Here is a 13,943-nt window from a genome sequence, read left to right as displayed (position 1 = left end):
AAGGTGCCGAGGACCCAAGTCAGGACGGGCCGGCGAGTTTTTCGATATTGGCGGTGAGAGCTTCGCGCGAGATTTCACCCATATGCAGGGATGCGAGCGTTCCATCGGCTCTGAGGAAGAGGGTGATAGGAAGTCCCATCGCGCCGTAATGTCGGGTGATCTGCATCGATTGGTCGAGTAGGACGCGATCAAGTTTCAGACCTTCGGACGTCAGATAGGACCGGATTTTTTCCGTCCCTTCACCCTGATTGACAAACAGGAAGGAGACATCGTCGCGGCTCGCTGCCACTTCAGCCAGCAATGGCATCTCCCTCCGGCACGGTGGGCACCAGGTTGCCCAGAGGTTGACGACGGCGGGTTTGCCGATAACGTCGCTGACGGCGATGGGCGGGCCGTCCATCTGCTGCAGGGCAATCGTCGGTGCGGGCTGCCCCAGGGTCGCCCTCGTCAGCTCTGCGACCCCGATCCAGATGACCACCGCGAGGCCGAGTGCGGCCGATGCGCCCAGACCAGCTCTCAACGATCGGATAAAGAGTGCGCTGACGATCACGACCCCGATCAGACCTGCTACCGGCTGGAAACCGCCTTGCCAGAATGCAATCACCCGCCATGGCTCGTCTAGGAAGCTCTGCCAATGTAGCGCGACATGACCGAGCCTTGCTGCGACCAACCCGCCGATCAACGCCCATGTCGACCATCGACCGATCACAGGGTCGATTCTGCGAGACAGGATCGATGTCACGATGGTGAAGGCGAATATCCCGAGTAGAGCCGCGAACTGGTCCGTGGCAAAAACGAACGGGCCGATGCTGACGGCGTTCATCGCGCGATCCCCGTCTTTTCGACGGAAGCTCGCAGGGTCGTCTTGGTGACGTCGCCGACCAGTCGGGTTCCCGCTGTCTCGCGTCCTTGTTTGTCGACAAAAATCATCGTCGGCGGTCCGACGACCTGCAGGCTCCGCATGATCTGCTGCTGCGCTGGCGTGTTGCCGGAAACGTCGAGCTTGATGAGATTGAAGCGGTTAAGGTCGGCCTGAACTGCCGGGTCGGGGAAGACGCTGCGGTCGATGACAGCGCAGGTGACGCACCAGTCAGCGGTGACGTAGAGAAGGCTTGGCTTGGCGTCGCTGGCCGCGATCTGCGTCTGGAGCTCCGCCGAGGTGCCGGCCGTACGGAAAGACAATTCCTCACCCGCACCGCTGCCTCCCCGTTGCGCAACGAGGTTGCCGAGCGGCCGGAGGGGATCATTGCCGCCACTTGCAGCGCCGAGACCAAGGGCGATGCCGTAGAGTGCTGCCGCCAGCCCGGCGGCTTTTGCGGTCCGGCGCCGGCCGCCGGCGTCGGGACCGAGCGTGTCGAACGCCCCGAGCCAGACGGCCAGCCCTATCGCGAAGAGCGCCCAAAGCGCGAGACCGGCCTCCGCCGGGATGATGCGGGAGACCATCCAGATGGCGGTCGCCACAAAAACGAAACCGAACGCCTGTCGCACCGCCGTCATCCATCCCCCCGCCTTTGGAAGGGCTTTCGGACCGAGCGTACCGAAGGCAATCAGCGGAATGCCCTTGCCGAGGCCGAGTGCGAATAACGACGCTGCGCCAAGAGCGACGTCGCCTGTCTGAGCAATATAGATCAGCGCGCCCGCGAGCGGTGCGGTGACGCAAGGCCCTACGATAAGCGCCGACGTGAAGCCGAGCAGGCCGGCGGACGCGATCGAGCCGCGATTACCGCTGCCAAGGCCACCGATTGCGTTGACCCAGGACGAGGGGAGTTGCAACTCGAAGAGGCCGAACATGGAGAGCGCCAGAATGATGAAGAGCGCCGAGACCGCGCCGATAGCGATGGGCGACTGCAACGCCATCTGAAGGTTCTGGCCGGACCAGGCAGCGACCACGCCTAGCAGGCCGAATGCTGTCGCCATGGCGAGCACATAAGCGACAGAAAGCGTGAAGCCCCGAAGCGGCGTTACTGCCTCGCCCTGTCGAGCGATGGCACCGGCCAGGATCGGATACATGGGAAACACACACGGTGTAAAAGCAAGCAGCACACCGAACAGCATAAAGCTGCCCAATACCATCAGGACACCGCCGTCCTTCAGAAGAGATCCAATCATGCCGCCATTGTCAGCTGCGATCGCGATGCCGCTTGCCGGCGCCGTCGAGACTGGAGCTGTCCAGTCATTGGCGAGGGTGGCAGGATCATGCTGATCGGGATCGGTAATGGCGAGTGTCGTCACGTCGACATGCCGGACCATCGGCGGATAACAGATGCCGTCGTCCTGGCAGCCCTGATAGTGAACTTCGAGGGGGCTCGAGGTAGAGGCGTTCCCAGGAACCACGGCGGCAACGTGATCGTGAAAGACGGTGGACTGGCCAAATGTCGGATCGTCCTTGCTCTGCCCATTGCCCTGAAGATCGCCAACCGCAATGTCGGCGTCGCCCCGCTTCACGCCTATCTTGTCCTCGTAGAGGTAGTAGCCGGGCGCGATCTTCCACTGAAGCTTTACGCTCGCGTCATCCTGGCGGGTGACGGAGAGCTGAAACGCCTGATCGACGGGCAGCGGCATCGCTCCGGTCGACGTCACTTGCGCAGAAGCGGGAGCCGTCGAGATCGCCACCAGGGCAGTCATCACGACAGCGACAAAAAGGGTCCAGACAGTTCTTGCAAGCAACGACACACTCCCGCTTCAGGTGGCTACGCAGGGAGAGGTCCGACTGGCAGCTTAAGGCAGACTTAAGGGGTGTTTGGCTTCACCAAATGGCGAAAAAGCTTATACCCCGGCCGTTAGAGGGGTCCGAAGACCGCTTCAAGCCCAGCCCCGCGGGGCACACCTGATTGCAGGGTAAGTGCGCCGTTGCTACCTTGAGCCACCAGCCCTGGCGTGCCGCTGAAACCCAGTCGCCTCATCAGTTCAACATTGCTGTTGAGCTTGGCGCTCGTCTCGGCGGGAATGGTCTTGAGAGGCGCAATGCCACCTTTATCGTGATCCCGTTCATTTTGAGTGAGAGCAGCCTGTGGGTCGGATGCTTCGAGGATCGCCGCGGCCTTGCCGGGTGAATCCTCTCGGATGACACCCACCATGACGTGACGAATCTGCACCTTTCCGGCCTCTACCCACGGGCGCGCGGAGCGCCATAGCTCATTGCAATAGGGGCAATTCGCGTCTGTGAACGCATAAACAATGCGGCCCGCTTTCGGATCTCCATCCTGCACCCAGGCTGCCGCTTGAAGCGCTGCCCAAGATTCCCGCTCCATCGGTTCGCTCACGACGCGCTTCAATTCCGCGTCGGCAACGGAGACGCCCTGGGCATCGATCAGAGTGCCGATCAATGCGTATTTTGCATCTGGCAGGATGTAAACGGCGAGTGGCTGAGTGCCCGCGCTAGCAGCAAATGCCGCGAGCCCACCCGGCACATTCAGGGGGCCATGAACGGTGACGCCTTGGTTCTTAAGCGATTGCAAGATCGCTTCGTTTCCGGAGGATCCGTTGCTGGATTGCGGGCCAGCATTATCATTGCAACCAGCAAGCGTCACTGCGAAGGCGGCTGCGAGCAAAGCCATTTTCATTTCAGTCACCAATCAGAATATCTTGAACCGTAAACGCTCACGTCACTTGCGGTGCAAGCTTAAGGCAGGATTAAGAGATCTGACGCCGACCGTGATCTGACCGCCTGTGATGACTTTCCGACCGTCGGAATCCCTGGGCCGACCAGTTGCACGCCGCACCAACTCGCAGCGCATCACATACGCCTACCCGGTCGCAGCGACTGTTCCGCCGGCTGCTCTGGCACGAATTGCTTTCGCTTAGCCAGACTTCGACATAGAACTGGGCGCATCCGAATCGCGACGGCCGGGTGAGCTGACGTCGCGTCGGCAGTAATAAGATCGCAGAGCTATTGGCTGGGGCCAAGCTGGTCGAAGGCTTCGAGCGCTTGGGCCGCATACATCACCGACGGGCCGGCGCCCATGTAGATCGCCATGGCGAGCGCTTCGGCGACCTGTTCACGGCTGGCGCCTTTCTTGAGGGCACCTTCGGCATGATAGGCGATGCAGGGCTGGCACCGGGTTGCCACTCCCAGAGCGAGCGCGATCAATTCCTTGGTCATGCCGTCAAGAGCATCACCGCTATGGGCGGCACGAGACAATTCGGAAAACGACTTCATCGTATCCGGTGCGCTTTGGCGAAGCTCCTTTACCCCACCATTCATATTCTCGATCAGTTTTTTCCAGTCTTCGATCATGTTTTCTCTTCCATGGTTCGTGTCGCACTCTCCGAGCGTCAAGCGGCCAAGCCCCCGGCGCTGCGATAAAGGACGTAGGCGGCAACAGCGAAGATAAGCCCCGCAAAAAGCCGGTTGAGTGTGTCTTTGCCGGACGCCAGACGGTTGGCGAGCATCATGCCAATGACGCCGCCAATGATGCCACCGACGATGAATTCGAATGCGATGGGCCAGTCGACAAGCCCCGAGATGGCATAGTTGAGCGCGGTTGCGAGCCCAAAGCTGCCAACGGCAAGAAGCGATGAGCCGATGGCATTGATCATTGGCATCCCGGTGGCAAGCATCAAGCCCGGCACGATAAGGAAGCCGCCGCCGATCCCGAAGAAGCCGGAAGTCATGCCGGCGACAAAGGCGATAGCAGCGGTAGTGAGGCAGGTGCGCAGATCGACAGGCTTTTCAGGAGATGCGATCTTGGGCTTCGGCCGCAGCATAACCGCGCCGACCACGATCATGAGGAGGCCAAATAAAAACAGCAGCCGCTCACCGTCGACCAGTTTGCCAAGTGTCGATCCGGCAAGCGCGCCGACCGTGCCGACCCCGGCAAAGATAACAGCGCAACGCCAGCGGACATTGCCGCTCTTAGCGTGGCCAATCAGATTGGCGAATGCGTTAACTGAAACGGCAAGCGCGCTCGTACCGATTGCGATATGCGGTTGCGTCACGCCAACGACATAGAGGAGAAGCGGCGTCGCGAGGATTGAGCCGCCGCCGCCGACCAGTCCAAGAGAGAACCCGACAAGGCCGCCCGAGGCGAGCGCAGGGCCAAGGTTGGCGAACATTTCTCACCCCTTTCCTGCCATGAAGCGATCATGCACAAGCATTCCGGCGAGCATGGCGACGGCAAAGATCACTGGCGCGATCATTCCAAGCGAAAGCGCGGTGATTGCAGGGCCAGGGCAGAAGCCAGCCAGTCCCCAACCCACACCGAAGATGGCCGAGCCAATGATGAGTGGGCCGTCAATGCGGGTTTTGGTCGGCAGATGGAGTTGATCATCGAACATGGGCTTATTGCGTGCGAAGGCCAGCCTGTAACCGACGAAGGAAACAATAAGGCCGGCACCAAGAACGAAGGCGAGGCTCGGGTCCCACGCACCACTGATGTCGAGAAAGCCCTGGACTTTCGCCGGATTGAGCATGCCGGAGATTGCCAGCCCCAAGCCGAAAAGAAGCCCGGCCGTAAGAGATGACAGCGTGTGCAGCAGCCTGTTCATAGCCAGCCTCCAGCCCGCATCGCCAACACGGTAAGAACACCCGCGACGAGAAACGTTGCTACTGCCGCGAAGGATCTTGGAGACAAACGGGCAAGACCCGAAATGCCGTGGCCCGAGGTGCAGCCCGAACCCATGCGCGTGCCGAAACCGACGAGAAGTCCCGCAACGAGCAGCAGCGGCCATCCGGCAGATATTTGCACTTGTGGAGTAGCGCCGTAGATCGCGAAATAGATCATGGGGGCAAGAAGAAGTCCCGCGACGAACGCTGCGTCGTGAAGGAAGCGGCCATTGCGCTTACCCAGGATACCGGCGACGATGCCGCTGATCCCCGCTATCCGGCCGTTAAGAAGCATGAGGAGGCTGGCAGATAGGCCAATGAGTGCGCCGCCGGCGAGAGGAGAATAATAGGCTTCCATCACCAAGCCGCCCCCTCAAGCGCATCGAGTGGAATCTTGAGATACCTTCGGCCATTGCTTTCCGGCTCTGGAAGTCTTCCCCCGTTCATATTCACCTGAAGTGCATGCAGAATGAGCTTGGGCATTGGCAGCGTGGCATCGCGGGCTTCCCGCAAGGCGATGAAGCTCTCCTCGGTCTGCCCGGCGATATGTGGGTTGGAGTGCTTCTGCACGGCGACTGTGCTCTCCCACAAGGCCTTGCGCCCGCCCGGCTGGTAGTCGTGGCCGGTGAAGATGCGTGTTTCGTCACGCAACGAGAGAATATCCATAATGGATCGCCATAGCCGCTTGGCGCTGCCGCCCGGGAAATCGGCCCGCGCCGTGCCGGAATCCGGCATGAACAGCGTGTCGTGGACGAACGCGGAGTCTCCGATGACATAGGTGATCGAGGCGAGCGTGTGTCCGGGCGAAAACATCACTTTCGCGTCGATCGTGCCGAGCTTGAAAGTCTCCCCTTCCTCGAACAGGCGGTCCCACTGACTGCCGTCATTCGCAAAGTCCGGCCAGTTGTAGATCTTCTTCCACAGCGTTTGCACATCGACGACACGGGCGCCGATCGCTGTCGATGCTCCGGTCTTTTCCTTTAGGTAACGGGCCGCCGAGAAGTGATCGGCATGCGGATGGGTGTCGAGGATCCATTCGACTATAAGGCCATGCTCGGCGACATAAGCGAGAATCTCGTCAGCATGTTCGGTCTTGGTCGCCCCGGACTTCTCGTCATAGTCGAGAACCGGGTCGATGATCGCACATGCATTCGTCGCCGGATCGCTGACGACATATTGGATGCTGCCGGTTTTGGGATCGTAGAATCCCTTCACGTCAGGTTTGCTGATACGACGGTGCGAAGCGAGCCAGGCCCGTGATGCGTCCGGCGCGATGCCCACATCGCTTGCGACGGCGATCAGCTTGTCGTCGCTGAAGCCATCAACTTCAGCGTCACCGGCCAGAATCCACATGTAGAAAGAGCGGGCGCCGGACCGGCAGTGCGCAATCACCGGGCCGTCCGAGGCGACGATTGTCTCGGCAAAACGGCGAACGTCGTTTTCCGGCATGCATGTACTGGTAACGGGAATGAATACGTAGTCGAGCCCAGCAGCCTTGGCTGCCGCTTCTTCCGCATCAGATCCTGGCTGCGTCGTATCTTCGCCATCAGGGCGATTGTTGATGACTGTTTTGAAGCCGAGACGGCGTAGTTCCGCGAAATCGCTCGGCTGAATTTGCCCGACGACGGAAAACTTCTCAGTGACCGGAATAGGTTTCATACGGCAGCTCCTTGACGATCCTCAATATGAATTACATAATTACATATAATAAGATATGAGACTCTGCAAGTGGGAGGATAATCATGGACGTTGCATTGCAGCCGCAGGTCGGCCAGACAGCCACACTCAAGCATCGGATCGTGATCGTCGGCGGAGGCGCCGCAGGCATCACCGTTGCGGCCGAATTCCTGCGTCGCGATGCAAGCCTCGACGTGGCGATCGTTGAACCTTCCGAAACACATTCCTACCAGCCGGGATGGACACTCGTCGGCGCGGGCGTATTCACGCGACGGCAGACGGAGCGCGCCGAACGATCGCTTGTTCCCAAAGGTGTGACTTGGCTGAAGGCTGAAGTCAGCGCTTTCGATCCTGACAACAATATCGTCAGGCTGAGTGACGGCCGCGCGCTCGGATACGACTATCTCGTCGCCTGCCCTGGACTGAAGGTCGACTGGGACGCGATTCAGGGCCTGAAAGATACGCTCGGAAAAAACGGCGTGTGCAGCAACTACCGGGCCGACACGGCAGAATACACGTGGCGCCTCATCCAGGACTTCAAAGGTGGCACCGCGCTCTTTACCCAGCCGCCAATGCCGATCAAATGCGCCGGAGCGCCCCAGAAGATTATGTACATGATGGCGGATCACTTGCGTCGACGCGGGCGGCTGAGCGGCACGAAGCTTAAATTCTGCCTTGCCGGTGATGCGCTGTTCGGTGTTCCTTTTTTCGTTCCGCCATTGCAGCGGGCGGTCGACGGATATGGCATCGAGGTCGCCTATAAGCACAACCTGATCGCCATCAACGGGCCGGCGAAGTCTGCGCTGTTTTCCGTGACCAACAAAGATGGCGAAGCGCGTGACCTTGAGATGCGTTTCGACATGATCCATGTCGTCCCACCACAGATGGGGCTCGATGTCGTGCGCAACAGTCCACTGGCTAACCCGGCTGGCTGGATCGAGGTCGACCCGGCAACCCTTCAGCACGTCCGCTATCCGAACGTTTTCTCGCTGGGGGATGCGGCCTCGACAACGAACGCCAAGACAGCGGCGGCCGTGCGGCTGCAGGCACCCGTCGTCGTTGCAAACCTCCTCGCCGCCATGAAGGGCAGCGCTCCGGCCAAAACCTACGATGGCTATGGGTCGTGCCCATTGACCGTGAGCCTGGGCAAGATCGTTCTCGCTGAATTCGCTTACGGCGGGAAGGTGACGCCAAGCTTCCCGCTCGACCCACGGGTTCCACGCCGAAGCATGTGGTACCTCAAGACAAAATTTCTGCCTTGGCTTTATTGGTCTCACATGCTGAGGGGTGGCACGATCGACATCAAGCATCGCGAGCGAGGCTGGTGAGAGCTTGGGCGCCTCACTGCCCCTCCGCCTGCTTTTTGCGCGCATCCGCCACAACCTGTTTGAAACCCTGATAGTCGAGGGTCGAGGTTTGGAACGGGCCTACGAGGTAGGCCGGAGTACCTTGGAAACCGATCGCATCGGCTTGCGCCATGTTGCGCTTGATGATGGCGTCGATGTCTGCGGCCTTCGACTTCATGTCGGCATCGAGGCGTCGCATGTCGATGCCCGCTGCCTGCAAGCCTTGACGCATTTTGTCCTTGGCGACCCCCGATCCCGGGATACCCATCAGTGCGTGGTGAGCGATATCGTATTTGCCTTGATATTTGGCAGCGAGCGCCATCATAGCTCCGTCGATCGAGGTCGGCCGGATGACGGGCCAGTCCTTATAGACCAGCCTAATTTTGCCGTCTTCCTTAACGATGCGGTCAAGATCGGGCGCAGACTTTTTGCAGAATGGGCAGTTGTAGTCGAGGAAAGCGACGATGGTCACGTCACCCTTTGGGTTGCCGGCCGTCGGCGCGGCAGGGTCGTTGAGGATCATCTCCTTGGACACGTCGGCAGACTGCGCAAGAGCTGTCCGATGCATAAGCGGTACCGCGAGGGCAGCGGCACCGAAGGTCATTATGGCGCCGCGGCGCGTGATAGCTGGCATAGGCGATCTCCTTTTCGTTACGAGACGGACAGGGCATCGCCCCGCCTAGAAACGAGAACCGCGCCCGTCACCTTAAGGCTGGCTTAAGGTCGCGGGTGAATGGCAGATCTTCTGTCGGAGGTAACAAGAGGTGTTATGAGAGTTCTAGTGGTCGAAGACGATGCAGTATTATTGAACGGCTTGCAGGTCGGTCTCGGCCTCGCAGGCTTTACAGTCGACGCTGTTTCGACCTGTGGCGATGCTTCTGCGGCGCTGCATAGCTCAGCTTTCGATGCAGTGGTCCTCGATCTGATGCTTCCCGACGGATCCGGGCTAGACATCCTCGACGAAATGCGGGCGCGCAAGGTAGCAACGCCGGTTTTGCTCCTAACGGCGCGTGACAGCATCCCCGACCGCATTGCCGGTCTTGATGCCGGAGCCGATGACTATCTCGGCAAGCCGTTCGATCTCAACGAAGTGGCCGCACGATTGCGAGCTCTGACACGGCGCGGCAATGGAACTGCCTCAGCTTGCCGTGTTTGGCGCGAGTTGCGGCTCGACCCGGCAATGATGACGGTCTCTAGGTCAGGCGACCCCGTAAAGCTGTCGCGTCGCGAGTTCTCTATCCTGCACGCGCTGATGGACCGGCCCGGACAGATCCTATCCAAGGGCCACCTGGAAGATCGTCTCTATGGCTGGCAAGAGGATGTAGAAAGCAATACGATTGAGGTCCATATCCATAACCTCCGGCAAAAGCTTGGCCCTGCTACCATCGAAACCGTGAGAGGTGTGGGATACAGGCTGGCGGAGGAATCGCCATGACATCGATCCGAAGCCGCTTGTTCCTCATTTTGATGATCACCACAGGCGTCGTGTGGATGTCGGCGATTGCATGGATTTATCTCAGCACGCGAGCGGAGGTCGAACGGGTTCTCGACGCGCGATTGATCGAAGCGGCGCGAATGGTCAGCTCGCTGATCACCAGCCAGGAAATCGACCCATCCCGTGCCGCGCAAATTCCTCCAGTCGTATCTGCTCAACATACGTCCTACGAACGGCAACTTTCCTGCCAGATATGGGCGTTCAACGGAACGCTGGTTGGTCGCTCGGACGCAGCGCCTACGACCCCTCTCACCGAAAGTGGCGATGGATTCTCGGAAACATTGGTCGACGGCGAGATCTGGCGCGTTTATGCGGTTGCGAATGCTGATCTTGGCATGCGTGTGCTCGTCGGTGACAACATGCGCGTTCGCGATCGGTTGGTCGAAGACGTTATCCGGGGGCTTGCGCTCCCCGCGTTGCTGATACTGCCTATCCTGGCCGGCCTGATCTGGTTGAGCGTCAGGCAAGGTCTCGCTCCGATGAGCGCGATGGCCCGGACACTCGAGACGCGTCCGGCATCAGATTTAAGTGCCTTACCCGACATCGATACGCCCAAGGAGATTGTACCCGTCATCCGATCACTGAACGGGCTGTTTGGACGCGTGAGCGCGGCTCGCGAACGAGAACGCGACTTTACCGCCTTCGCGGCGCACGAACTGCGAACGCCGATTGCCGGCCTGAAAACACAGGCGCAGGTAGCGCTAGGAAGTGAAGACCCCGAGATAAGAAGCAACGCTTTGCGGCAAATAGTGATCGGAGTGGATCGGACGTCTCGCCTGGTCAGACAGCTGACCGATCTGACGAATACCGAAAGTGGCGAGATCACAACGACCAAACGCGATGTCAACCTCGGCAGAATCCTCGGGCAATTGGCGGATGACATCGATCAGCATTATTCGGACACCGCCACAATCGAGGTGGATCAGGCGCTTGCGAGTATCTGCCTCTCTGTCGACCCCTCATTGTTCACCCTTGCATCGCGAAACCTCTTGGAGAATGCCGCCCTGCATTCGGGTCGGGACGGAGTGGTGCACTGCTGGGTGCGCAACGGGGCAGACGGATTCGCTATCGTCATTGATGACAGCGGACCGGGCATACCGGAGGAGGAGTTACCGAAGGTTCGCGACAGATTCTTCCGGGGCCGTAATAAGACAGTAATGGGCAGTGGTCTTGGTCTGGCGATCGCCGATCTCGCCATAAAGCGGATTGGAGGAGAGGTTTATCTCGCAAATCGTCGCGAGGGCGGACTAAGAGCGGAGCTGCGCTTTTCCGATACAGTACAAACCGACTGCTTGGAAAAAGCTTCCCCCCGACAGCGTCAAGAAGATCCTCTTAAATCGATCGCCTGACGACACGACAAGAAGGAAGACGAACGCCGTACCAATCTACAATATGTGATCCTTCGTGGCGACTGCGACGTTTAGGGCGCTGATCACTTGGTGTTGGCAAGGTTCGCCTGATGGACCCTTGGTCACAATGATTGATGCATGAACGATGTCTGCGATCGAGACTATTCGCAGAATGAACCAGCACCCCTAATCAAGCTGGAGACATCGACCGTCAATTGACCAGCGAGTTTGTATTCTCTAGCCTGGCCTCTTCCCAACGAATTTTTAGTCCAAAATGCGTCGATTAAACCGCGCTCCTCCAGTGGGGAAAGCGTATCATCGACGGCGCCTCGCGTCATTCCTGTTACATCAATGATATTCGATACTGTAATTGCTTTACCGCTTCGGCAAAGATCCAGCATGATGGTGATCATCGCAAATTGCCGTAACCGGGACCCAGGCGTTTCCTTGTCGAGCGGACGTGTCATGATCTGATGAAGCATCAGATCGTGAACAAGCTGGTAGCCAAGCTTCACCGTCGCTTTGGAAATTCTTTCTGCCATTATCCGGTTTCGAACTCATCGCCTGCGGTTCGCCCCCGCGTCGATGCTCATTGACCCCTGGTGACCGGGGAGTTTGAAACCGTGGTTAGACGGCCCTGTGACCTTCAGCTCAGAGAGCCTGTTGCATACGCCACAGGCTCCCCGATCATAAGGATCAAGGAGTGTGGTGCCGTCACGGCCGACACCAACCGCTAACCAAGGGTTTCAACGCCCTCGAGGCAGTGCGTCGCTGCCTCGAATCCATTCATACCGAATAGCGGGTGATTTGTCGCCGTCTCTTCGCGCGGTCAGCGACATCCATCACCAATCTCGAGTGCGGCTTCAATCCTATGCTCCGTGAAAAGCAGCACCATCATGGCGTCGCATATCGTCTAATCGACCGTCACGAGATCGATCTAGCCTAGCGCTGTCTCGATTTTGAGGTTTTTGCGGCCTGATCTGGGACCGACCGACGTCCGCCTGCGACCTGCAGTAAGCGCAACTTTTACCGAGGGCTCCTGCTTGGACGTGGTCTCGATGCGAAGACCAATCCCCGCACTGCTCGGCTTATTCCCTTGTTCCAGCCCCGGCCTTGTCGATCAACCCGCAAGGGGTCGGACTACGCAAGCGTGCCGTCGCTCACGGTTTCGCCATCGCGATGATCGCGGCTCGTTCTGGACCTGACGGGCGCCTGTCGAGCGGGGAATGGTCCCCTCGAACGGGAGCCAAATCAAATGTCGCACGAACTCAGCTTCGCTCAGAACCACGCCTGGAACCTTGCCCGCACCCTTATGACCCGAGTCATCCTATTCAAGGTCGATGAAGACGAATACGGCGTTCTTCCTGCTGACGACCTCGACGGCGAAGAGGTCGACGCGATATTCGAATATTGCCCCTACACAGGCGGCCGGCCGGTTCATTGAACCGGCTCTTCCCGCCCAGCGGGCCGCAAGCAAGCGGCAGGCCGCAAGGGAAGCTGCGCCGCGGCGATGCCGCGCCCTTGCCCCCTTTGCTTTTTGCGGCAGTCACCAAGGTGTTCCGCGAATTGCGCGGAAGAGATAGACTTGCACAAAGGTCGGCCAAAGAATGGCCGGGAGAAAAGAATGGAAAAAGCGGATATTGAAGAGCTACGAATCCGGGTTGGTTGTGCAGCCGTGCTGGAGACAGGCGGTTTCGCGATCGATTTGAAGGAAAGCACGCGCAAGGCGGTAAAATACCGGCGCGCCGACGACATCATTATCGTCATCCACGAAGGCAAGGGCTGGTTTGATCCGCTCTCGGACGCCAAGGGCGATGTCTATTCGCTCGTTCAGCATCTGGACGGCTGCGATTTTCTCGAAGCCTTTGTGCAGGTCGCATCGCTGGTCGGTTTCGAGCAACGTCAACCGGAATGGCAGCGACAATCGCGTGAGATTGAGCCCGACCAGTCGATACCTGAGCGCTGGACCGCGCGACGCAGGCCGTGGCGGGGATCGGCGACCTGGCGTTATCTGCGGGACGACCGTCACCTTCCCGAATACGTGATCCGTGCTGGAATTGCGCACAATCTCGTGCGTGAAGGGCCGCGGGGCAGCATGTGGGCAGCTCATCAGGATGATGAGGGGGGCGTCACCGGCTGGGAGGAGCGTGGGCCGGAATGGCGCGGCTTTGCCTCCGGCGGAAGCAAGGTCCTGTTTCGGCTCGGACCGAAGTGTGCCGAACGCGTCTGCGTAACCGAGGCCGCTATCGATGCGATGAGTCTCGCCGCGATCGAGCAGATCCGACGCGACACACTCTACGTCAGCACTGGCGGAGGCTGGTCACCTGCCACCGACAACGCCATACGCCTGCTTGGCAAACGGCCCGGTGCTCGACTTGTCGCGGCCACCGACGCAAATACACAGGGCGAGGCATTCGTGTCCCGGTTGCGCGAGCTTGCCAGTGAGCTTCCCTGCGACTTCGAACGTCTAAGGCCGCTGGCCGAGGACTGGAATGCGATGTTGAAGGATGCGGCAACCACCTGAGAGCGCA

Annotated in this window: 15 protein-coding genes; 5 read left to right on the top strand and 10 right to left on the bottom strand. The window is 59.5% G+C overall.

Annotation, left to right across the window (positions count from 1 at the left end; genetic code table 11):
• Window positions 1-19 precede the first annotated feature (19 nt).
• The 8 genes from CEV33_RS02070 to blh all read right to left on the bottom strand — a co-directional run bounded on the left by CEV33_RS02070 (window position 20) and on the right by blh (window position 7,195).
• Window positions 20-823 carry a TlpA disulfide reductase family protein gene (locus CEV33_RS02070; RefSeq protein ID WP_094538813.1) on the bottom strand — a complete coding sequence of 268 codons (804 nt, stop codon included), beginning with the start codon at window positions 821-823 and terminating at the stop codon, window positions 20-22.
• The gene (dsbD, locus tag CEV33_RS02065; protein ID WP_407923792.1) at window positions 820-2,673 is read right to left on the bottom strand and encodes a protein-disulfide reductase DsbD; all 1,854 of its coding nucleotides are present in this window, start codon (window positions 2,671-2,673) and stop codon (window positions 820-822) included. The genes CEV33_RS02070 and dsbD overlap by 4 nt, the downstream gene beginning before the upstream one ends.
• Before the next feature lie 107 nt (window positions 2,674-2,780).
• On the bottom strand, window positions 2,781-3,563 hold the full coding sequence (gene dsbG, locus CEV33_RS02060) for a thiol:disulfide interchange protein DsbG (protein ID WP_094538811.1): 783 nt from the start codon (window positions 3,561-3,563) through the stop codon (window positions 2,781-2,783).
• 326 nt (window positions 3,564-3,889) lie between these two features.
• Entirely contained in the window at window positions 3,890-4,237 is a 348-nt protein-coding gene (locus CEV33_RS02055; RefSeq protein ID WP_094538810.1) for a carboxymuconolactone decarboxylase family protein, read from the bottom strand.
• Window positions 4,238-4,275: 38 nt separating this feature from the next.
• Window positions 4,276-5,055, bottom strand: coding sequence for a sulfite exporter TauE/SafE family protein (locus CEV33_RS02050; protein ID WP_094538809.1), 780 nt, complete (start codon window positions 5,053-5,055; stop codon window positions 4,276-4,278).
• A gap of 3 nt (window positions 5,056-5,058) precedes the next feature.
• Complete coding sequence (locus CEV33_RS02045) at window positions 5,059-5,487, bottom strand: YeeE/YedE family protein (protein ID WP_094538808.1); 429 nt, start codon at window positions 5,485-5,487, stop codon at window positions 5,059-5,061.
• The gene (locus CEV33_RS02040) at window positions 5,484-5,903 is read right to left on the bottom strand and encodes a YeeE/YedE family protein (RefSeq protein ID WP_094538807.1); all 420 of its coding nucleotides are present in this window, start codon (window positions 5,901-5,903) and stop codon (window positions 5,484-5,486) included. The genes CEV33_RS02045 and CEV33_RS02040 overlap by 4 nt, the downstream gene beginning before the upstream one ends.
• The gene (blh, locus tag CEV33_RS02035) at window positions 5,903-7,195 is read right to left on the bottom strand and encodes a bifunctional sulfur transferase/dioxygenase Blh (RefSeq protein ID WP_374818320.1); all 1,293 of its coding nucleotides are present in this window, start codon (window positions 7,193-7,195) and stop codon (window positions 5,903-5,905) included. Before blh ends, CEV33_RS02040 begins: the two co-directional genes overlap by 1 nt.
• A 92-nt stretch (window positions 7,196-7,287) precedes the next feature.
• Here blh and CEV33_RS02030 point away from each other — a divergent pair, with 92 nt between their 5' ends.
• Window positions 7,288-8,550, top strand: coding sequence for an NAD(P)/FAD-dependent oxidoreductase (locus tag CEV33_RS02030; protein WP_094538805.1), 1,263 nt, complete (start codon window positions 7,288-7,290; stop codon window positions 8,548-8,550).
• 13 nt (window positions 8,551-8,563) lie between these two features.
• Here the strand turns inward: CEV33_RS02030 and CEV33_RS02025 are convergent, their stop codons facing one another.
• Entirely contained in the window at window positions 8,564-9,193 is a 630-nt protein-coding gene (locus CEV33_RS02025; RefSeq protein ID WP_374818323.1) for a DsbA family protein, read from the bottom strand.
• A 144-nt stretch (window positions 9,194-9,337) separates the two neighbouring features.
• Between CEV33_RS02025 and CEV33_RS02020 the strand changes: the two genes are divergently transcribed.
• Both CEV33_RS02020 and CEV33_RS02015 read left to right on the top strand, forming a co-directional pair.
• Window positions 9,338-10,003 (top strand): response regulator, encoded by a 666-nt coding sequence (locus CEV33_RS02020; protein WP_094538803.1) that lies wholly within the window; start codon window positions 9,338-9,340, stop codon window positions 10,001-10,003.
• Window positions 10,000-11,412: an ATP-binding protein gene (locus tag CEV33_RS02015; RefSeq protein WP_094538802.1), complete on the top strand. Its 1,413-nt coding sequence runs from the start codon at window positions 10,000-10,002 to the stop codon at window positions 11,410-11,412. Before CEV33_RS02020 ends, CEV33_RS02015 begins: the two co-directional genes overlap by 4 nt.
• Before the next feature lie 161 nt (window positions 11,413-11,573).
• On the opposite strand, the gene CEV33_RS24375 is transcribed toward CEV33_RS02015, so the two are convergent.
• A complete protein-coding gene (locus tag CEV33_RS24375; RefSeq protein WP_235818341.1) occupies window positions 11,574-11,954 on the bottom strand; it encodes a MarR family transcriptional regulator in 381 nt (126 codons plus the stop codon).
• 713 nt (window positions 11,955-12,667) lie between these two features.
• On the opposite strand from CEV33_RS24375, the gene CEV33_RS02005 reads away from it, so the two are divergent.
• Complete coding sequence (locus tag CEV33_RS02005; protein ID WP_094538801.1) at window positions 12,668-12,856, top strand: hypothetical protein; 189 nt, start codon at window positions 12,668-12,670, stop codon at window positions 12,854-12,856.
• A gap of 180 nt (window positions 12,857-13,036) precedes the next feature.
• Window positions 13,037-13,936 (top strand): DUF3991 and toprim domain-containing protein, encoded by a 900-nt coding sequence (locus CEV33_RS02000; protein ID WP_094538800.1) that lies wholly within the window; start codon window positions 13,037-13,039, stop codon window positions 13,934-13,936.
• Window positions 13,937-13,943: the final 7 nt, after the last annotated feature.

The sequence above is a fragment of the Brucella grignonensis genome, assembly GCF_002252505.1.
In the GTDB taxonomy this organism is placed as follows: domain Bacteria; phylum Pseudomonadota; class Alphaproteobacteria; order Rhizobiales; family Rhizobiaceae; genus Brucella; species Brucella grignonensis.
The sequence above is the reverse complement of the archived record's forward strand: the minus strand, read 5'-3'. Positions and strand labels throughout refer to the sequence as shown.

What these genes read in the sequence shown, in the direction of transcription:
- CEV33_RS02000 (WP_094538800.1), top strand. Translation starts at nt 13,037, where the DNA reads ATGGAAAAAGCGGATATTGAAGAGCTACGAATCCGGGTTGGTTGTGCA.
- dsbG (WP_094538811.1), bottom strand. Translation starts at nt 3,563, where the DNA reads ATGAAAATGGCTTTGCTCGCAGCCGCCTTCGCAGTGACGCTTGCTGGT.
- CEV33_RS02055 (WP_094538810.1), bottom strand. Translation starts at nt 4,237, where the DNA reads ATGATCGAAGACTGGAAAAAACTGATCGAGAATATGAATGGTGGGGTA.
- CEV33_RS02005 (WP_094538801.1), top strand. Translation starts at nt 12,668, where the DNA reads ATGTCGCACGAACTCAGCTTCGCTCAGAACCACGCCTGGAACCTTGCC.
- CEV33_RS02020 (WP_094538803.1), top strand. Translation starts at nt 9,338, where the DNA reads ATGAGAGTTCTAGTGGTCGAAGACGATGCAGTATTATTGAACGGCTTG.
- CEV33_RS02015 (WP_094538802.1), top strand. Translation starts at nt 10,000, where the DNA reads ATGACATCGATCCGAAGCCGCTTGTTCCTCATTTTGATGATCACCACA.
- CEV33_RS02030 (WP_094538805.1), top strand. Translation starts at nt 7,288, where the DNA reads ATGGACGTTGCATTGCAGCCGCAGGTCGGCCAGACAGCCACACTCAAG.
- CEV33_RS02040 (WP_094538807.1), bottom strand. Translation starts at nt 5,903, where the DNA reads ATGGAAGCCTATTATTCTCCTCTCGCCGGCGGCGCACTCATTGGCCTA.
- CEV33_RS24375 (WP_235818341.1), bottom strand. Translation starts at nt 11,954, where the DNA reads ATGGCAGAAAGAATTTCCAAAGCGACGGTGAAGCTTGGCTACCAGCTT.
- CEV33_RS02050 (WP_094538809.1), bottom strand. Translation starts at nt 5,055, where the DNA reads ATGTTCGCCAACCTTGGCCCTGCGCTCGCCTCGGGCGGCCTTGTCGGG.
- CEV33_RS02045 (WP_094538808.1), bottom strand. Translation starts at nt 5,487, where the DNA reads ATGAACAGGCTGCTGCACACGCTGTCATCTCTTACGGCCGGGCTTCTT.
- CEV33_RS02070 (WP_094538813.1), bottom strand. Translation starts at nt 823, where the DNA reads ATGAACGCCGTCAGCATCGGCCCGTTCGTTTTTGCCACGGACCAGTTC.